16 protein-coding genes and 1 rRNA gene are annotated in these 18,645 nt (G+C 65.9%); 16 read left to right on the forward strand and 1 reads right to left on the reverse strand.

Annotation, left to right across the window (positions count from 1 at the left end; all coding sequences use genetic code 11):
- Nucleotides 1–3 precede the first annotated feature (3 nt).
- The 3 genes from rrf (at nucleotide 4) to J3S28_RS04565 (ending at nucleotide 3,912) form a co-directional block, all read left to right on the forward strand.
- Nucleotides 4–120: ribosomal RNA gene (gene rrf, locus J3S28_RS04555) — 5S ribosomal RNA — on the forward strand.
- Between the two features lie 159 nt (nucleotides 121–279).
- Nucleotides 280–1,809, forward strand: coding sequence for a flavin monoamine oxidase family protein (locus tag J3S28_RS04560; RefSeq protein WP_207838235.1), 1,530 nt, complete (start codon nucleotides 280–282; stop codon nucleotides 1,807–1,809).
- A gap of 141 nt (nucleotides 1,810–1,950) precedes the next feature.
- Complete coding sequence (locus J3S28_RS04565; protein WP_207838238.1) at nucleotides 1,951–3,912, forward strand: HAD-IIA family hydrolase; 1,962 nt, start codon at nucleotides 1,951–1,953, stop codon at nucleotides 3,910–3,912.
- A 2-nt stretch (nucleotides 3,913–3,914) separates the two neighbouring features.
- On the opposite strand, the gene J3S28_RS04570 is transcribed toward J3S28_RS04565, so the two are convergent.
- Complete coding sequence (locus J3S28_RS04570; RefSeq protein WP_207838240.1) at nucleotides 3,915–4,760, reverse strand: shikimate 5-dehydrogenase; 846 nt, start codon at nucleotides 4,758–4,760, stop codon at nucleotides 3,915–3,917.
- Between the two features lie 36 nt (nucleotides 4,761–4,796).
- Here J3S28_RS04570 and J3S28_RS04575 point away from each other — a divergent pair, with 36 nt between their 5' ends.
- The 13 genes from J3S28_RS04575 (at nucleotide 4,797) to J3S28_RS04635 (ending at nucleotide 18,635) form a co-directional block, all read left to right on the forward strand.
- Nucleotides 4,797–5,057 (forward strand): hypothetical protein, encoded by a 261-nt coding sequence (locus J3S28_RS04575; protein ID WP_237341113.1) that lies wholly within the window; start codon nucleotides 4,797–4,799, stop codon nucleotides 5,055–5,057.
- Nucleotides 5,058–5,101: 44 nt separating this feature from the next.
- Nucleotides 5,102–5,920 (forward strand): TlyA family RNA methyltransferase, encoded by an 819-nt coding sequence (locus J3S28_RS04580; RefSeq protein ID WP_207838242.1) that lies wholly within the window; start codon nucleotides 5,102–5,104, stop codon nucleotides 5,918–5,920.
- Entirely contained in the window at nucleotides 5,917–6,906 is a 990-nt protein-coding gene (locus J3S28_RS04585) for an NAD kinase (RefSeq protein WP_207838244.1), read from the forward strand. Before J3S28_RS04580 ends, J3S28_RS04585 begins: the two co-directional genes overlap by 4 nt.
- Nucleotides 6,906–8,678, forward strand: coding sequence for a DNA repair protein RecN (gene recN / locus J3S28_RS04590; protein ID WP_207838247.1), 1,773 nt, complete (start codon nucleotides 6,906–6,908; stop codon nucleotides 8,676–8,678). The genes J3S28_RS04585 and recN overlap by 1 nt, the downstream gene beginning before the upstream one ends.
- 94 nt (nucleotides 8,679–8,772) lie before the next feature.
- Entirely contained in the window at nucleotides 8,773–9,960 is a 1,188-nt protein-coding gene (gene steA, locus J3S28_RS04595) for a putative cytokinetic ring protein SteA (RefSeq protein WP_084838178.1), read from the forward strand.
- Between the two features lie 28 nt (nucleotides 9,961–9,988).
- Nucleotides 9,989–10,912, forward strand: a complete 924-nt coding sequence (locus J3S28_RS04600) for a copper transporter (protein ID WP_207838249.1) — start codon at nucleotides 9,989–9,991, stop codon at nucleotides 10,910–10,912.
- A gap of 179 nt (nucleotides 10,913–11,091) precedes the next feature.
- The gene (gene pyrG / locus J3S28_RS04605) at nucleotides 11,092–12,849 is read left to right on the forward strand and encodes a CTP synthase (RefSeq protein ID WP_207839461.1); all 1,758 of its coding nucleotides are present in this window, start codon (nucleotides 11,092–11,094) and stop codon (nucleotides 12,847–12,849) included.
- The gene (locus J3S28_RS04610; RefSeq protein WP_207838251.1) at nucleotides 12,846–13,475 is read left to right on the forward strand and encodes an NUDIX domain-containing protein; all 630 of its coding nucleotides are present in this window, start codon (nucleotides 12,846–12,848) and stop codon (nucleotides 13,473–13,475) included. The genes pyrG and J3S28_RS04610 overlap by 4 nt, the downstream gene beginning before the upstream one ends.
- Before the next feature lie 16 nt (nucleotides 13,476–13,491).
- The gene (gene xerD, locus J3S28_RS04615) at nucleotides 13,492–14,418 is read left to right on the forward strand and encodes a site-specific tyrosine recombinase XerD (RefSeq protein ID WP_207838253.1); all 927 of its coding nucleotides are present in this window, start codon (nucleotides 13,492–13,494) and stop codon (nucleotides 14,416–14,418) included.
- A gap of 348 nt (nucleotides 14,419–14,766) precedes the next feature.
- Nucleotides 14,767–15,663, forward strand: coding sequence for a ParA family protein (locus J3S28_RS04620; RefSeq protein ID WP_207839463.1), 897 nt, complete (start codon nucleotides 14,767–14,769; stop codon nucleotides 15,661–15,663).
- Between the two features lie 3 nt (nucleotides 15,664–15,666).
- Nucleotides 15,667–16,548 (forward strand): segregation and condensation protein A, encoded by an 882-nt coding sequence (locus J3S28_RS04625; protein WP_207838254.1) that lies wholly within the window; start codon nucleotides 15,667–15,669, stop codon nucleotides 16,546–16,548.
- Nucleotides 16,541–17,242 (forward strand): SMC-Scp complex subunit ScpB, encoded by a 702-nt coding sequence (gene scpB / locus J3S28_RS04630; RefSeq protein ID WP_207838256.1) that lies wholly within the window; start codon nucleotides 16,541–16,543, stop codon nucleotides 17,240–17,242. The genes J3S28_RS04625 and scpB overlap by 8 nt, the downstream gene beginning before the upstream one ends.
- A gap of 46 nt (nucleotides 17,243–17,288) precedes the next feature.
- Nucleotides 17,289–18,635, forward strand: a complete 1,347-nt coding sequence (locus J3S28_RS04635; RefSeq protein WP_207838257.1) for a pseudouridine synthase — start codon at nucleotides 17,289–17,291, stop codon at nucleotides 18,633–18,635.
- Nucleotides 18,636–18,645 lie beyond the last annotated feature (10 nt).

Here is an 18,645-nt window from a genome sequence, read left to right on the forward strand (position 1 = left end):
AGTTACGGCGGCTATAGCGGTGGGGAAACGCCCGGTCCCATTCCGAACCCGGAAGCTAAGCCCACCAGCGCCAATGGTACTGCACCCTAATCAGTGTGGGAGAGTAGGACACCGCCGAACACAATTTGCGAATACCCCGTATTCGATGATCTCAGGATCTCGAACACGGGGTATTTTGCTATGTTCTGCCGACTTCATCTCGACGGTAGGGCGGCCCCTAGGGCATCAAGTGGGTCATACGACCCACTTGGATCGCTCCGAGCGGTTACGATTCCTGCCATGCCGAGTTCGCTGCACAGTGTCAATCCTCCGTCCCGCACCGTGGCGTCGGTCAGCCGTCGTCGGCTCCTCGGCGGGGTAGCTGTCGGCGCCGCTGGACTCGCACTTGGTGGCCGGGTATTCGGATCGGGTATCGCGTCAGCCTCTCCCGGAGGGAGTATCGGCGCTCAGACGTACGACGCGGTCGTCGTCGGCGGAGGCCTGTCCGGTCTCGCCGCAGCCAAGACGATTGCCGAAGGCGGCCGGTCGGTCCTGGTTCTCGAGGCCCGGGAACGGGCGGGCGGGCGCGTTCACAACATCTCGACGCCGAAACTCGGCGTGACTCTCGACGCAGGTGCAGAGTTCATCGGACCGACTCAAACGCACATCGCGGCGTTGGCGAAGGAGTATGGCGTCGCGTCGCTACCGACCTACAACGCAGGCGACAGCATCTACTGGAACAGCGGTCGTCGGGCCACGATGCCCAGCGCTCTCGGTCTGCCCATCGACCCCGCGTCACCTGAGGCGGCGCTGGCCCTGTCTCAGCTCGAGCTCGAACCGCTGCTGGGGTTTCCCGTCGGCGAGCCCTGGAAACACCGCGATGCGGCGTATCTGGATTCCGTGACCTGGCAACAATGGCTCGAGTCGCGGACGATGTCCCCAACGGCGCGGATGCTCTTGAGCCTGGCGAGTTCTGCGGCACTGTCGGTTGAGGCGCACGAATTGTCGGCGCTGTACTTCTTCAATTACGTCGCGTCTGCAGGCGATGAAGCCAACCCCGGCAGTCTCATCCGGCTGCTCAGCACTGCGGGCGGCGCGCAGGAACGTCTGTTCGTCGGTGGCGCAGCCCTCATCCCTTTGCGAATTGCGAATGAGCTGGGCGAGCGGGTGGTGTACAACGCTCCCGTGCGGTCGATCGGCTGGACCGATGAGGTGGCGACCGTCGAGAGCGATGCTGGGACAGTAAGGGCGAAGAAGGTGGTTGTCGCGATGTCGCCGGCGATCAGTGGCGGCATCGACTACAGGCAGCGCCTGACGTCGGCTCGCGTCGGCTTGCACGCCGGATACCGGATGGGTGCAATCAGCAAGTTCGCCGCGGTATATCGCGAGCCGTTCTGGCGTGCGAAGGGGCTGTCGGGGCAGGTCATCGGCAACGGCGATCCCATCGACGTCTGTTTCGAGAACTACGCCGAGGGCAACCACGTGTTGATGGGGTTCATCTCCGCCGACTCGATGCGTCGCCTGGATCAGGCGTCCGAAGAGCAGATCACGGCCGAATGTACCCAGAACTTCGTCGACTACTTCGGCCCCGAGGCCAACGACCACGTGGATCACGGCATCTTCAAGTGGGACCTGGAGCCGTGGTCACAGGGTGGTCCGGTGGCGGTGAGTCGGCCGGGCACGCTGACCCGGTACGGGACTGCCCTTCGTGCTCCGGTCGGTCCCGTCCACTGGGCGGGGACCGAGACCTCCGATTATTGGACCGGATACATGGACGGTGCGGTGCGTTCGGGTCAGCGCGCGGCAAAGGAGGTGCTGGACGCGCGATAGGCAGAGCTCGACCAATTCGCGTCTCGGTGCTGTCGACGGCTAGTCTGGCGTGCGGCCGATCGGCCGGTACAGGTAACTACATAGCGTGAATCCATCGGTCCGTTTCGGCGTGAGTGGTGTGATCGTGACGAAGAGGCAGACGTGAACGACAGAAACAATCGTGGTGGCAACGGACGCGGCAACTCTGGCGGTGGACGCCCGACCGACCGCCGTGACGGTCCCAGCGGCCGCAATTTCCGTAACGACTCCGACGCTCGCCGCGGCACCGGATCCGCGAACCGCCCGCCTGAGCCGCCTTTGCCCGACGACGTCGTCCCTCAGGATCTCGATACCGAGGTCCGTCGCGACCTGCTGAGTCTCGACCGCACGAATGCCGACACGGTTTCACGACACCTCATCATGACTTTCCGGCTCCTCGACGAGGACCCGGTGTTGGCGCTCGAACACGCCCGCGCCGCTCGTCGCCGCGCCGGCCGTATCGCGATGGTTCGCGAGGCCGCAGGCATCGCCGCCTACACTGCGCAGGAGTGGGCTGAGGCATTGTCGGAGTTGAGGGCCGCGCGGCGCATGTCCGGCGGCAACGCCCTACTGCCGATGATCGCCGATTGTGAGCGTGGCCTGGGACGTCCCGAGCGTGCGATCGATGTCGCCCGCAGCGACGAGGGCCGGGCCCTGACCGGCGAGGACGCTGCAGAGATGCGGATCGTGGAGTCGGGGGCGCGTCTTGATCTCGGTGAGTTCGACAAAGCAATTGTCACGCTGCAGACCAAGGATCTCGACCCGGCTCGAGTCGGTACGGATGCGGCGCGGTACTTCTACGCGTATGCCGCTGCGCTGCTGGCGGCGGGTCGGCGCGATGACGCGATCACGTGGTTCATGAACGCCGCATCTGCGGATGACGACGACGTGACCGACGCCGAAGACCGGTTGATGGAATTGGCAGAGCCGGATCCGGCTGCCGAGGGACCCGACGCCGAGCCCGCCCTGCTCGCTCCCGTGCACGCGGAAGCCCCGAAAGCAGTGTCTGAGGTCAGCGCGCCGACTGCGTTGAAGGAGGTGCCGGAACAGGTTGTGCCGCAGCTGGTGCCGGCGGCCCCCGCCGAGCCCGGTGCGCGCCTGCGGGACGGGTACGACGTCTTGCTGCTCGATTTGGACGGAACGGTCTACGCAGGAAAGAACGAGATCCCCGGTGCGAAGGACGCACTCGATGCCGGCGAGCAGCGCAACTACTACGTGACCAACAACGCCAGTCGTTCTCCCGTGGACGTCGCAGAACACTTGCAGGAGCTGGGTTTTCGGGCCGAGCCCGACCAGGTCGTCACCAGTGCGCAGTCGGCAGCGCGGCTCCTGGCAGAACAACTGCCGATGGGATCGCGAGTCCTGGTCGTCGGGACCGACGCACTCGTTCATGAGGTCCGATCTGCAGGCCTCGGGGTGACGCGGAGCGCGGACGACCGTCCGGCCGCTGTGGTGCAGGGACATTCACCGGATACCGGCTGGGCGATCCTGTCCGAGGCGGTACTCGCGATCCGGGCGGGTGCGCTGTGGGTGGCGTGCAACGTCGACGCGACCTTACCGACCGACCGCGGTCTCCAGCTGGGCAACGGTTCGATGGTGGCCGCGGTCGCGAACGCCACGGGAGCGCAGCCGCAGGTTGCCGGGAAGCCCGCGTCGCCGCTGATGGTCGACGCCGTCAACCGAAGTGGCTCGAAGACACCACTGGTGGTCGGCGATCGCCTCGACACCGACATCGAAGGTGCGAATGCGATCGAGGCCGACAGCCTTTTGGTGCTGACCGGTGTGAGCACCGCAGCCGATGCCCTCAACGCCCCGGAGGCGCAGCGTCCGACGTTCATCGCGTCGGATCTGCAAGGTCTCAACGCCGCCGCGGACGATGTGATCGTCGGCCCGCGGCCCGGGTGGCATGTCAGCGTCCTCGATCACACTCTGACGGTCGTGGCGCAGGACGGCGCCGACCCGGCGGCGGTGCTCTACGCCGTGTTGCACGAGGCCTGGTCGCGAGAGACGTCGACGAAGTGGATCGTCGAGGCCGCCGAAGAGGTGGCTCAGTCTGCGTTGATGAGCGCCGGTCTGCTGGCCTGACGTCAGCTGCGGGAGAACTCTGACGCCGCCTTGATCTGGGCGTCCGAGGGGCGCATCCCGGTGTAGAGGACGAACTGCTCGGCCGCCTGCAAGGCGATCACCTGTGCGCCTGTGATCACGGGGCGGCCGTCGAATGCACTGATCAACGGTGTCCGGGCAGGCATCGCGACGACGTCGAAGGCCGCTTTCGCCCCGTCCACCGCGGCGGATGGAAACGGTAGCCCCTCGGCGTCGGGACCGCCGGCCATCCCCACCGGAGTCGTGTTGACCAGCAGATCCGGACGTGCGGACCCGAGTTCGGGTTGCCAGGTGAATCCGTACCGTTCGGCGAGTGCCCGGCCGGTCTGCTCGTTGCGGGCGATCACTGCGGCGTCCGAGTATCCCTCGTCGCGGAGCGCCGCCACGACAGCCTTGGCCATGCCGCCGCTTCCGGCCACGGCCACCGTGTAGTCCGTCGGAATGGAACTGTCTCGCAGCAGATTCGCTGCCGCTTGGTAGTCGGTGTTGTAGGCATGGAGCGTGCCGTCTTCGTTGACGATGGTGTTGACAGAGTCGATGGCCGATGCCGAGTCGTGCATCACGTCGACGAGGTCGATGATCTCTTCCTTCAAGGGCATCGAGATCCCTGCGCCTCGAATGCCCAGAGCCCGGATCCCTCCGACCGCCGCAGGCAAATCCGCAGTGCTGAAGGCCTTGTAGACGAAGTCGAGTCCGAGCTCGTTGTAGAGGTAATTGTGGAACTTCGTGCCGATGTTGCTTGGTCGCCCCGACAGCGAGATGCACAGCTGCGTGTCGCGTCGTAGGACTCGGGCATCAGGTGCGCCGGCGCCCGCAGTGGTGGAGGTCATCACTAGACGCTAACAATCGACTAGCCTTGGCAGGCGATGAACCAACCTCTGCCCGGACCCCGCCCGGTACCCGGCCCCCGACCCGCCGCGCCGCCCGACGAGTCTGCTCACACCGTGGATCCCGATGAGATCCGGCGTCAGGTGTCGGAGTTGCTCGAACAGGCTGACGACATCGCGGCTTCGGTCGGCGACGCCGCCGACAGTGAGGCACTGGCGCAGCTTGCCCGGCAGGCTCACCTGCTCGAGAAGGCGCATGGGGTGCTCACCGATGCTCTGGAGAAGGTCGACCGTGCCTGAGCCGGCGCTACCGAAGGGTCCGGACGCGCTACGTCGTCCGAGTCATGGCGCGTAGGGCCCGCCTGGACGCAGAGCTCGTGCGCCGCGGCGAGGCGCGATCGCGCGACCACGCTCGTGAACTCATCGAAGCGGGCCGCGTCAAGGTCAACGGCACAGTTGCGAGTAAGCCCGCGACCAACGTCGATCTCGGTGCGCCGATCGTGGTGGCCGAGGGCGACGACGAAGGATGGGCCTCGCGGGGCGCGCACAAGTTGCTCGGCGCGCTGGCCGCGTTCGAACCGCAGGGCGTCAGCGTCGCCGGACGTCGCTGTCTCGACGCCGGCGCGTCGACGGGCGGATTCACCGACGTATTGCTGCGTCGGGACGCTCAGCAGGTGGTGGCGGTCGACGTCGGGTACGGCCAGCTGATCTGGCGTCTGCAGAATGACGCCCGCGTCGAGATCCACGACCGGACCAATGTCCGGAGCCTGACTGCCGAGCAGATCGGCGGGCCGGTGGACCTCGTCGTCGCGGACTTGTCGTTCATCTCCCTTAACCTTGTCCTCGAAGCGTTCGCCAACTGTGCCAAGGCCGGCGCGGACCTGCTACCGATGGTCAAACCACAGTTCGAGGTCGGCAAAGATCGAGTGGGATCGGGGGGCGTGGTGCGTAGTCGAGAGTTGCGAGCCGAAGCCGTGACCGCGGTGGCGGAGACCGCGGCGAGCCACGGCCTTGCCACGCTCGGCGCGGTGGCGAGCCCGCTGCCCGGTCCGTCGGGCAATGTTGAATACTTCCTCTGGCTGCGAAAACAGCCGGAACCGGCATCGGTGGACGACACTGTGCGGGCGGCGATAGCCGAGGCGATCGAGAAAGGGCCCCAGTGACGAACCCAGCGGGTGGCACGGCTCCGACGGCGGGGCCGCAGGGACGGGAGTTTCTTGTGGTTGCCCACACCGGCCGGGACAACGTCCACGAGACGATGGCTGTCATCGCGCGGTCATGTGCCGAGGCCGGAATCGCCCTCCGGGTCGTCGATCACGACACGATGCCGAGTCATCCGGGACCGCAATACCTGAGCACGGTCAACCCGCTCGATCCGGCGGAGCTGCGCGAGATCGGTGCCGACGTCGCGGTGACGACGGGGAACGAGTCGTCCGCGGCCGGATGTGAGGTCGTCATCGTCCTCGGCGGCGACGGAACCTTCTTGCGTGCAGCGGAGCTCGCCCACCCGGTAGAGGTGCCGGTGCTGGGAATCAATCTGGGGCACATCGGCTTTCTGGCCGAAGCCGAGGCAAACCGTGTCGACGAGGTGATGGCCCAGCTCGTGAACCGCGACTACGAGGTCGAGGACCGGATGACGCTCGACATCACCGTGCATGTCGACGGGCAGGTGGTGGCCAAGAGCTGGGCCCTGAACGAGGCCAGTATCCAGAACCTGTCCAGGCAAGGTGTGTTGGAGCTCATCACGGAGGTCGATGGCCGACCCGTCTCGGCATTCGGGGCCGACGGCATCCTGGTGTCGACACCGACGGGGTCCACCGCATACGCGTTTTCGGCAGGCGGTCCCGTCATGTGGCCCGACCTCGAGGCGATTCTGCTGGTCCCGTCGAACGCTCACGCCCTGTTCGCCCGGCCCATGGTCACGAGTCCGCGATCGCTGGTGGCGATCGAGGTGCTCGCGCGTGGCCAGGATGCCCTGCTGGCGTGCGACGGTCGCCGCAACATCGAAGTCCCGGCCGGTGGCCGGGTGGAGATCGTCAGAGGTGAGCGACCGGTGCACTGGGTTCGCATCGATTCCGATCCTTTTGCCGACCGGTTGGTGCGCAAGTTCGAACTGCCGGTCACCGGGTGGAGGGGAAGGCAACTGTAGTGCTCGAAGAGATTTCGATCAGCGGACTCGGCGTCATCGACAAGGCCGGTGCCGAGTTCCACGAAGGACTGACCGTCCTCACCGGTGAGACGGGTGCGGGGAAGACGATGGTCGTGACGAGTCTGCACCTGCTCTCGGGGGCGCGCGCGGATGCCGGCCGCGTCCGTTCGGGTCAGAGTCGCGCTGTCGTCGAAGGCCGATTCCGCGCGACCGGTGCCGAGGCCGCAGAGGTACTGGATTCGTCCGGCGCCGAGCTCGACGAGGACGGCACCGTCATCGCGGTACGCACGGTGAATGCCGATGGTCGATCCCGGGCTCATCTCGGCGGCCGATCGGTGCCCGTCGGGCTCCTCGGGCAGTTCACCAGCGGGCAGCTGGCGATTCACGGCCAGAACGACCAACTCCGCCTGCTGCGGTCGGAGCATCAGCGCGATGCGCTCGACCGGTTCTCGGCCGAGGCGATCACCAAACCACTCAAGGCCTACCGAGAGGCTCGAGAGCGCTGGATCACGCTGGCCGATCAACTGCGCGACCGGCAGGCCAATTCCCGCGAGATCGCCCAGGAAGCCGATCGCCTCAAGTTCGGACTCGACGAGATCGACAAGGTTGCGCCGCAACCCCAGGAGGACGAAGAGATCGCTGCGACGGTCCGGCGGCTCAGTGATCTCGAGACCATCCGTACCGCAGCGGTCTCCGCGCTCGACGCGGTGACCGGCGCGGGCCCCGACGCCGATGTGGCGAGCGGTACCTCGGTTCTCGACGGCTTGGGTGCGGCCAGGACAATGCTGGAAACTCAGGCTGACGACACGTTGCGAGCTCTGCTGCCCCGCATCGAGGAAGCTCTCACCGTGGTGGGCGACATCGGGGAAGAACTCAGCTCGTTCGTCTCCGGGCTGCCGGTCGACGCGGCCGAACTGGAGCAATTGCTGCAACGCCAGGCCGAACTGAAGTCTCTGGTGCGCAAGTACGCCCCCGACATCGACGGCGTCATCGGATGGGCGGATTCGGCACGGTCGCGGCTGGCCGAGATCGGGGACTCGTCTGAGTCGCTCGACGAGCTGGCTGTACGCGTCGGTGCGGCGCGCGACGACGTAGCCGTCGCCGCGGTCAAGCTGACCAAGGTGCGCGTCAAGGCCGCGAAGTCGCTTGCTTCCACAGTGAGTTCGGAACTGACGGGGCTCGCGATGGGGGATGCCCAGCTCGAGGTCACCGTTGTGCCCGACGAATCAGCGGACTCCGACCGTCGCGGCATCGAGATCGACGGCCGGCAGCTGCACGCCGGTTCCCACGGTGTCGACAAAGTGGAGTTCGGACTGACCGCTCACGCCGGTGCGCAGGCGCGACCGATCGCGAAGTCGGCCTCCGGCGGCGAGCTGTCTCGCGTGATGCTCGCACTCGAGGTGGTACTCGCCGGTCCGGGCGGCGGTTCGACGATGGTGTTCGACGAGGTCGACGCGGGGGTCGGTGGCCGGGCGGCAGTCGAGATCGGGCGACGGCTCGCCAAGTTGGCGCGCGCACATCAGGTCATCGTGGTGACCCACCTGCCGCAGGTCGCGGCCTTTGCCGACAACCACCTGCTGATCGGTAAACAGACGTCCTCCGGGAAGTCGTCCAAGTCGAGCCGTGTGACGAGCTCGGTCGAGGTTCTCGACCGCGATGAGCGAGTGGCGGAACTGGCCCGCATGCTCGCCGGCCTGGGAGATTCCGACACCGGTCGCGCGCACGCGGAAGAGCTCCTGAGCACAGCCGAATCCGAGAAATCTGCCTTCTGACGGACTGACACGGGTGTTACTCGTGTGACAAAAGTGGCGTGTGTTACGGCGCGCCTCCACCAAAACTGTCGAGTGGTGGTTCAGTGTTTCTCGCATGAAGATGCCTGCCCTGCTGTCACGCACAACCGAAACTCTGCCTGGGATCAGCGGTATCGCCAGGATCGACAAGAACACCAAACGACTCCTGTCCAGGGTCGGCCCCGGGGACATCGTGATCCTCGACGAGGTCGACCTCGACAGGGTCACCGCCGATGCCCTGGTCGCCGCCGACGTACTGGTGGTGGTGAACGCCTCGCCGTCCATCTCCGGGCGGTACCCCAATCTCGGACCCGAGTTGCTGGTGGCATCGGGCATCACCCTGATCGACGACGTCGGTGTCGAGGTGTTCAAACGCATCAAGGACGGCGCCAAGATCCGCGCCGACGAAGGTGGCCTGTACACCGGCGAGCGTCGGCTCGCCAAAGGCACCGAACTGGGGGAGCGAGAGATCGCCGACCTCATGATCGACGCCAAGACTGGTCTCGTCGATCACCTGGAAGCGTTCTCCGGCAACACCATCGAGTTCATCCGCAGCGAATCGCCGTTACTGATCGATGGCGTCGGCGTACCAGATGTCGACGTGCGCATCGAAGGTCGGCATGTGGTCGTGGTGGCCGACGGCGCCGATCATGTCGCAGACCTCAAGCGACTCAAGCCGTTCATCAAGGAATATCAGCCGATCATGGTGGGCGTCGACGGTGGCGCAGACACCCTGATGGATCTGGGCTACCGGCCCGACCTGGTTGTGGGCGACCCCGAGGGCATGAAGTCGGCGACGCTCAAATCCGGCGCCCAGGTGGTGCTGCCCGCAGACCCCGACGGTCACGCTCCCGGTCTCGAACGCATCCAGGATCTCGGGATCGGTGCCATGACGTTCCCGGCGGCGGGCTCGGCCGCCGACCTTGCGTTGCTCTTGGTGGATCATCACGAGGCCGCTCTGATCGTCACCGTGGGACATGCTGCGTCGCTCGACGAGTTCTTCGACCGCAGCCTGCGCGAGTCGAACCCGTCGACGTTCCTCACCCGGCTGAAGGTCGGACCCAAGCTCGTCGATTCGAAAGCAGTTGCCACGCTTTATCGTTCGCGGGTGTCGGGTGCTGCCATCGCGCTGTTGATCCTGGCCGCCCTGGTTGCGCTGATCGTCGCGGTGCTCATGTCGAGTGCCGGCGGTGAGGTCACCGAGTGGATCGTCGACCAGTGGAACCGACTGACCGAGTGGGTCCAGCAGGTCTGGAATGAGTGAGCCCGCTGGGGCTTGGATCGGATAAGTAGTGATTTCGCTTCGCCAGCATGCTATTTCGCTGGTCGCGGTCTTCCTGGCTCTTGCCGTGGGTGTGGTGCTGGGATCCGGATTTGTCGCTGACACGTTCGGATCGTCCAGCGATGCCCAAGACAAGCGTGAGCAGGAATTGCGTGACGAGAATCAGCAGCTGACCAACAATGTCAACGCCGCCAACAACTTCGACACCGCGATAGCCGGTCGTCTACTCGAGGGCACCTTGCGCGATCGGCCGGTACTGATCGTCACCACGCCCGGCGCCGATGAAGGTGACGTGGCGGCGGTCAAGGACAACCTGAACAAGTCGGGTGCGGTCTTCAACGGTCAACTCGCGCTCACCGATGAGTTCGTCAGCGATCAGAACGCGGAGAAGATCAGGTCGATCATCGATCAGTCGATCCCGGCCGGAAGTACACTTCGGACCGAACTGACCGATTCGGGTGGCCGCGCGGGCGATCTGCTGGGTCTGCTGTTGCAGCTGTCACCTCAAGATGCCGAACCGCAGGTGTCGGGGAGCGACACCGACGCCGGGCTCGCGGCCCTCAAGCAGGGCGGTTTTGTCGACTACGCCGACGGTGCGATCGAGCCTGCCCAGTTGGCGATCATCGTGACCGGCAACAAGTTTGCCGACGACTCGGGTGCACGAGGACAGGTCGTGGCGCGTTTCGCGGCAGCGTTCTCCGAGCGCGGTGCGGGCACCGTCCTCGTCGGCCGGACCGGATCTGCGGAAGGGTCCTCGCCGATTGCCGTGGTCCGGGCGGACCCATCGCTGAACTCGCAGGTCTCCACTGTGGACAACGTCGATCAGGCGACCGGCCGGATCACCACCGTGCTGGCACTCGCCGACGAGTTGGGTAACAAGCAGGGCGCGTACGGCACCGGTCCCGGTGCCACCGCGATCGCCCCCGAGAGCTGACCGAGGCCGATTCCTCGTCGGCCTCCGCGGACGGGCGACGAGCGATCGCCCGTGTCAAGGCCAAGAAATCGGTCCAGTGGTGTTACCGTGGAGTCCCGTAGGTAGGCAAGGTTTTCTTGCCTGCGTTGCCGGTGGTGAGTTCCTCAGCCGGCTTCGTCTCCAGCCGAACGGGAGAAGCGTTGCGACCATTACGCCATGTGCGATCAGGCACCAAGCACATCTTCGTCACCGGGGGCGTCGCGTCCTCGCTCGGAAAGGGTCTGACGGCCTCCAGCCTCGGCCAGTTGCTCACCTCCCGGGGACTGCGGGTGACGATGCAAAAGCTTGATCCGTATCTCAATGTCGACCCGGGGACGATGAACCCGTTCCAGCATGGTGAGGTCTTCGTCACCGAGGACGGCGCGGAAACCGACCTCGACGTCGGTCACTACGAACGTTTCCTGGACCGCGATCTGTCCGGATTCGCGAATGTCACCACGGGCCAGGTGTATTCGACGGTCATCGCGAAAGAGCGGCGCGGTGAATACCTCGGCGACACTGTGCAGGTGATCCCGCACATCACCGACGAGATCAAGAACCGGATCCGGGCGATGAGCCAGGCCGACGCCGACGGTGAGATCCCTGACGTGGTGATCACCGAGATCGGTGGCACGGTCGGCGACATCGAGTCGCAGCCGTTCATCGAGGCCGCGCGGCAGATCCGGCACGACGTCGGCCGGGACAACGTGTTCTTCCTCCACGTCTCGTTGGTGCCGTATCTGGCCCCGTCGGGTGAGCTCAAGACCAAACCCACCCAGCACTCCGTCGCAGCACTGCGCAATATCGGCATCCAGCCCGATGCCCTGATCCTGCGCTGCGATCGCGACGTACCCGAGCCGCTCAAGAACAAGATCGCGCTGATGTGCGACGTCGAAGTCGAAGGGGTCATCTCGACTCCGGACGCCCCGTCGATCTACGACATCCCCAAGGTGCTGCATTCGGAGCAACTCGACGCGTACGTGGTCCGCAAGCTCGGGCTTCCGTTCCGCGACGTCGACTGGACCGTGTGGGGCGAGTTGCTCAAGCGAGTGCACGAACCGCGCGAAGAGGTCACCATCGCCCTGGTCGGCAAATACGTCGAACTCCCCGATGCCTATCTGTCTGTGACAGAGGCCATCCGGGCCGGCGGCTTCGCCCATCGTGCCCATGTGAAGCTCGTGTGGGTGCAGTCGGACGACTGCGTCGACGACGCCGGAGCCCTGGCCGTGCTCGCCCAGGCCGACGGCATCCTCATTCCGGGAGGGTTCGGCATCCGCGGCATCGAGGGCAAGGTCGGCGCCATCAGGTACGCCCGCACCCGCGGTGTACCGCTCCTCGGACTGTGTCTCGGTCTGCAGTGCATCGTCATCGATGCCGCACGCCAGGCCGGGCTCGAGGATGCGAGTTCGACAGAGTTCGACCCGGACACACCGTTCCCGGTGATCTCGACCATGGCCGATCAGGAGCAGGCAGTGGCGGGCGAAGCCGATCTGGGCGGCTCGATGCGGCTCGGTGCCTATCCCGCCAAGCTCAAACGCGGTTCCGTGGTCGCAGGTGCCTATGGTTCGGTGGATGTCTCGGAGCGGCACCGACATCGCTTCGAGGTCAACAACACCTACCGCGACAAGGTCGCCGAAAGTGGTCTGGTCTTCTCGGGCACCTCGCCGGACGGACACCTCGTCGAGTTCGTCGAGTATCCGCGGGAAGTACACCCGTTCTTGGTGGGAACTCAGGCACATCCCGAACTGAAGAGCCGCCCGACACGACCCCATCCGTTGTTCAGTGCATTCGTGCGGGCGTCGTTGCGCTACAAGGCGGCCGAACGGCTGCCCGTGAACGTGCACGGCGACGACGACTCCGATCCCGACCTCGACGACGTCACCGGCGCCGAGGCCGGTGTCGTGGAGGCCGGGGCTTGAGCGAGCCGCACGAGTTTCGGACCATCGATACCGACGTGCGCTACGACGGGGCGATCCTCGCGCTGCGGGTGGACGAGGTCGCGATGCCCGGCGGACGGACCGCTCACCGCGAGGTCGTCGAGCATCACGGGGCGGTGGCCGTCGTGGCCGTCAATGAACGGGACGAGATCGCCCTGGTCCTGCAATATCGGCATCCGATCGGTCGGCGCCTGCTCGAGTTGCCCGCCGGGCTCCTCGACGGCGGTCCCGACGAGGCCCCGGTCGAGGCCGCCCGACGTGAGTTGGTCGAAGAAACCGGTCTGGCGGCCGAACTCTGGAGCACGCTGGTCGACGTCGCGGTGTCGCCGGGCTTCACCGATGAGGCCTTGCGGGTGTATCTGGCGACAGGGATCAGCGCCGCCGAGCAGCCCGATCGCGAAGACGAAGAAGCGGACATGACCGTGCACTGGGTGCCGATCGACGACGCTGTGCACAAGGTGTTCTCCGGCGAGATCGTCAATGCCACCGCGGTTGCAGGGATTCTGGCGCTTGTTGCGCACCGATCCGGATCGGTCCCGTTGCGCGACATCGACGCGCCGTGGACCGACAAGCCGACGGCGTTCGCCGACCGGCACGCCGGCTCATGAGCTCGGCCGGACCGTCATGACCTTGGCCGACCAGGTGCAGATGTACCTGGATCACCTCGAGGTCGAACGCGGTTCGGCTCCCAACACCCTGCAGTCCTACGCCCGCGACCTGCGCCGGTACCAGGAGTATCTGGAGTCGCGGGGGATCGATGCCCTGGCGGACGTGCACGAATCAGACATCCGTGAATTCCTGGTCGCCCTGCGACGCGGTGATGCAGACAACGACCGTCCACCGCTGGCGGACAGTTCGATTGCGCGAACGCTGGTGGCCACGAGAGGTTTTCACAAATTCGCTGCCGCAGAGGGCATCGTCGTCGCCGACGTCGCCCATGCAGTGGCACCTCCGAAAGCCCCGCGCCGACTCCCGAAGAGTCTTCCGGTGGACGAGGTGCTGGCGATCCTCACTGCGAGCGGAGGCGACGACGTCTCCGACGGACCACGGGCACTGCGCGATCGCGCCCTGCTCGAACTGCTCTACAGCTGTGGGGCACGTATCTCCGAGGCCGTCGCCCTCGACGTCGACGACATCGAGACCGAATCACGGTCTGTCTTGCTGCGCGGCAAAGGCGGCAAGGAACGCGTCGTTCCGGTGGGTAGACCCGCCATCTCAGCTCTCGACGCGTATCTGGTCCGGGGTCGACCCGCGTTGGTGTCGCGGTTCAATCCCGCCCTGTTCCTCAACACCCGGGGCGGCCGGCTGAGCAGGCAGAGCGCATGGCAGGTGCTCGTCGACGCGGCGGCCCGCGCCGGACTGGACAAATCGGTCTCGCCGCACACACTGCGGCACAGCTTCGCGACGCACCTGCTCGACGGCGGGGCAGACGTGCGCGTGGTCCAAGAACTCCTCGGCCACGCATCGGTGACCACCACGCAGGTGTACACCCTGGTGACGGTCGGAACCATGCGCGAGGTCTACGCCTTGGCGCATCCGCGCGCGAGGTAGACGCTTGAGGGCCTACCATCGCCCACCCGTTTTTGTGGCTTCCACCGGCAGTTGTGGCTGGGCCGCGCAAATTCGGGTGGGCGGGGCGGGGCGGGGCGGGGCGGGGCGGGGCGGGTCGGCGTCCATTCATCGCCCACCCGTTTTCGGGGGCTCCACCGGCAGTTGGGGCTGGGTGGCGCAAATTCGGGTGGGCGGGGCGGGTCGAATTCGGCCTGGAGCGCCGCCGCTGACCGGTGCGAAGGCCTCTGACGGTGAGCCTCCACAGCCGCGCAACGCCGACGCACTAGGCTCGCAAGGGTGACAACGCCACAGCCACCTCATCGGCCCGGGCGTGATGCGAATCAGTTGATGATCTCCACGCCGCAACGTGGCGATGACGACCATGACCGCGAGAAACCGGGCACCCCCGGCGAGCTCGGCCCGACAGGGCGGCCGCTGCGCGAGGTACCCGAGCCGACTCCGCTCGACCGGCACGGTCCGGCGACGGTTGTCGCCATCTGCAATCAAAAGGGTGGCGTCGGTAAGACGACGTCGACCATCAACCTCGGAGCCGCCCTGGCCGAGTGTGGACGCCGGGTGTTGCTCGTGGACCTCGATCCGCAGGGCGCTCTGTCGGCGGGCCTGGGCGTTCCGCACCATGAACTCGACCTGACGGTGCACAACATGCTCGTTCCGCCACAGGTGTCTGCGGACGAGGTGCTGATGCGTACCCGCGTCGACGGTATGGACCTGCTGCCGTCGAACATCGACCTCTCGGCGGCGGAGATTCAGCTCGTCAACGAGGTGGGCAGAGAACACACCCTCGGCCGCGCCTTGCATCCTTTGCTCGATCGCTACGACTACGTGTTGATCGACTGCCAGCCGTCGCTGGGATTGTTGACCGTCAACGCCCTCGCCTGTGCGGACACGGTCGTCATCCCGATGGAATGCGAGTACTTCAGTCTGCGCGGACTGGCCCTGCTCAGCGACACCATCGACAAGGTGCGCGACCGGCTCAACCCGCGTCTCAAGCTCGGCGGCATCCTCGTGACCATGTTCGATGCCCGCACCCTGCACTCCCGTGAGGTGATGGCCCGAGTCGTCGAGGTGTTCGGAGACAAGGTCTACGACACGGTGATCAGCAGGACGGTGCGTTTCCCCGAGACGAGCGTCGCGGGTGAACCCATCACGTCGTGGGCGCCGAAGTCGACCGGGGCCAGGGCGTATCGGGCCCTTGCCCGTGAAGTCATCTTCCGTACCCGCTAGCCGATGACCGAGACGTCACCACCGGAACTGGACGCCACCGAATCCTCCCGCGCCGCGATCGCGCCTGCGGAGGTGGCAACGGAAGAGCAGCCGGCGAAGACCGGGTTCCAGGTCAAGCTGAGGAACTTCGAGGGGCCCTTCGATCTGCTGCTGAATCTCATCGGTCAACACCGCCTCGACGTCACCGAGGTGGCGTTGCACGAGGTCACCGATGACTTCATCGCCTACACCAGGCTTCTGGGTGCCGAGATGGACCTGGATCAGACAACGCAGTTCTTGGTGGTTGCAGCGACCCTGCTCGACCTCAAGGCCGCGCGGTTGTTGCCTTCAGGTGAGGTCGAGAACGACGAGGATCTCGCACTACTCGAAGCCCGCGACCTGCTCTTTGCCCGACTGCTGCAGTACCGGGCCTACAAGCAGGTCGCCGTGTTGTTCGCCGAACTCGAAGCTGCTGCGCTGCAACGCTACCCGCGGGCAGTCTCGCTGGAGCAACGTTTCGAGTCGCTCCTTCCCGAAGTGACCATCGGAGTGTCGCCGGGTGTGTTCGCCGAGGTAGCGGTCGCCGCGATGACGCCCAAACCGGTGCCTCAAGTCGGACTCGGGCACTTGCACGTGTCGACGGTGTCCGTCCCCGAGCAGGCGCTGCGTATCGGCGAGATCCTCCGCAACGCCGGCGCAGGCGCGTGGGTCAGCTTCACCGAACTCGTGAGCGAATGTGACAACGGTCTTGGTGTCGTCGCCAGGTTCCTGGCGTTGCTCGAGCTGTACCGGGAACGCGCGGTGGCATTCGAACAGCCCGAGGCCCTCGGCGCCCTGATGGTCAGCTGGACCGGCGAGCGTGACGAGGCCGAAGTGACAATCGACAAGGCAGATGACTATGGATGATCTGGACACCGAGGCCGCCGTCGAACCCGAGACGTTGTTCGAAACGGACACCGACACCCTCGACGACGACGAGCTCCGGTCCGCGCTCGAGGCAATGCTGCTGGTGACGGACAGTCCCGCGACAACCGATCAGTTCGCCTCGGCGCTCGACGAGAGCGCGGTGCGCGTCGAGGCGATGCTCCGGCAGATGGCCGCCGAACTGAACGACCGGCGTAGCGGTATCGACCTGCGTTTCGCCGGTGACGGGTGGCGGTATTACACCCGCAACGAGTTCGCCCCCTACGTCGAGCGTCTGCTCCTCGACGGTGCGCGGTCGAAGCTCACCCGGGCGGCGCTGGAGACCCTGGCGGTCGTGGCCTATCGGCAGCCGGTCACCCGCTCGCGCGTCAGTGCTGTCCGCGGGGTGAACGTGGACGGCGTGATCAGAACCCTCCTGGCCCGTGGACTCATCAGCGAAGCGGGCACCGACGTCGACTCGGGAGCCGTGACGTACAACACCACGGAACTTTTTCTGGAACGTCTGGGGTTGGCATCTCTGAGTGAACTACCGGATCTGGCGCCACTCCTACCGGACGTCGATGTGATCGACGCCCTCGGTGATGAGATCAACGCCGACCCGCGATTCGCCAAACTGGCAGGTAACACGTCAGACTTGAACAACAAAACACACAACATCACCGTCGACGACGACTGATTCCGCGCTGCGGAACAGCTGTTCGACGGGAATTAGGGATACGAGCATGGCACCCGCTAGCCGAGACGGCAGACCGGACAGAAGCAAAGACAAAGGCAAGAGGCGCGGATCGCGTGAGGAAGGGAACTCCTCGGGCGATCGCGATCGGAAGCCCTATGGAGACAAAGGCGCCAGAGCCGAACATCGTGGTGGCAGGCCCGCAGAGGACCGCGGCGGCCGCCCCACGGGAGATCGGCGTACTGCATCGTCCCGCGATCGCGGCGGGCGACCATCTGAGGAACGTGGCGGTCCCCGGCATGCTGAGCGTGGCGAGCGCAGAGGCGAAGGCGCCGGTCGTCCCACGGGTGAGCGCGGCCGTTCCGGTGGCGAGCGTGGTCGTCCGACCGGCGATCGTGATCGATCCCCGGGTGCAGCTGCCGGCGGAAAACCGACCGGCAAACCCACTGGCGGCAAGCCGACCGGCAAACCCACTGGCGGCAAGCCGACCAAGGGCGCCGCAACCGAGCGCTTCCGTAAAGCGCATCGCAAGGGCCCGGGTCCTGAGGGCAAGCCGAAGTCGGCTCCCGATGTCAAGAGCGGGCAGGTTCGGCTCAACAACGCCAAACCCGCGCGCGACCAGAATCCGCTCGACGTCGGCGGCGACGGAGCGACCTACGTCAAGGGCGGGACGCGTCTGCAGAAGGTGCTGGCGCAGTCCGGTGTCGCATCGCGTCGCGGCGCCGAAGAACTGATCGCGGCCGGTCGTGTCGAGGTCGACGGTGAGGTCGTCACCGAACAGGGTCTGCGCATCGATCCAGAGACCGCAGTGGTCCGCGTCGACGGCGCTCGCGTTGTCGTCAACGAAGAACATCAGTACCTGGCTCTGAACAAGCCCAAGGGCTGGCAGTCGACGATGGCCGACGAGTTCGGCCGTCCGTGCATCGGTGACCTCGTCGCCGAACGGGTCATGGCGGGGCAGAGGCTCTTTCATGTCGGCCGGCTCGACGCCGACACCGAGGGCCTGATCCTGCTCACCAACGACGGCGAGCTCGCGCACCGGTTGATGCACCCCTCGTTCGAGGTACCCAAGACCTACATGGCCACTGTCCGGGGTGAGGTCAACCGCAGCCTGGGCCGCACCTTGCGTGACGGTATCGAGCTCGACGACGGACCGGCAAAGGTCGACAAGTTCGCTCTGCTCGACGTGAACGAAGGCATCTCACTGCTCCGGTTGACGCTGCACGAGGGTCGCAAGCGGATCGTGCGCCGCATGCTCGACGAAACGGGCCACCCGGTGATCCGCCTCGTGCGCACCGACATCGGCGCCGTGAACGTCGGCGAGCAGCGCCCGGGCACCCTGCGTGTGATGGGTAACGACGAAATCGGCGCGCTCTACAAGGCGGTGGGAATGTGACGAACCGTGC

This window comes from Williamsia soli (genome assembly GCF_017377795.1).
Classification (GTDB): Bacteria; Actinomycetota; Actinomycetes; order Mycobacteriales; family Mycobacteriaceae; genus Williamsia; species Williamsia soli.

Coding starts and splice junctions, on each gene's coding strand:
- J3S28_RS04560 (WP_207838235.1), top strand. CDS start 280: ATGCCGAGTTCGCTGCACAGTGTCAATCCTCCGTCCCGCACCGTGGCG.
- scpB (WP_207838256.1), top strand. CDS start 16,541: ATGGATGATCTGGACACCGAGGCCGCCGTCGAACCCGAGACGTTGTTC.
- J3S28_RS04625 (WP_207838254.1), top strand. CDS start 15,667: ATGACCGAGACGTCACCACCGGAACTGGACGCCACCGAATCCTCCCGC.
- xerD (WP_207838253.1), top strand. CDS start 13,492: ATGACCTTGGCCGACCAGGTGCAGATGTACCTGGATCACCTCGAGGTC.
- J3S28_RS04620 (WP_207839463.1), top strand. CDS start 14,767: ATGATCTCCACGCCGCAACGTGGCGATGACGACCATGACCGCGAGAAA.
- J3S28_RS04575 (WP_237341113.1), top strand. CDS start 4,797: ATGAACCAACCTCTGCCCGGACCCCGCCCGGTACCCGGCCCCCGACCC.
- steA (WP_084838178.1), top strand. CDS start 8,773: ATGAAGATGCCTGCCCTGCTGTCACGCACAACCGAAACTCTGCCTGGG.
- J3S28_RS04580 (WP_207838242.1), top strand. CDS start 5,102: ATGGCGCGTAGGGCCCGCCTGGACGCAGAGCTCGTGCGCCGCGGCGAG.
- J3S28_RS04570 (WP_207838240.1), bottom strand. CDS start 4,760: ATGACCTCCACCACTGCGGGCGCCGGCGCACCTGATGCCCGAGTCCTA.
- J3S28_RS04635 (WP_207838257.1), top strand. CDS start 17,289: ATGGCACCCGCTAGCCGAGACGGCAGACCGGACAGAAGCAAAGACAAA.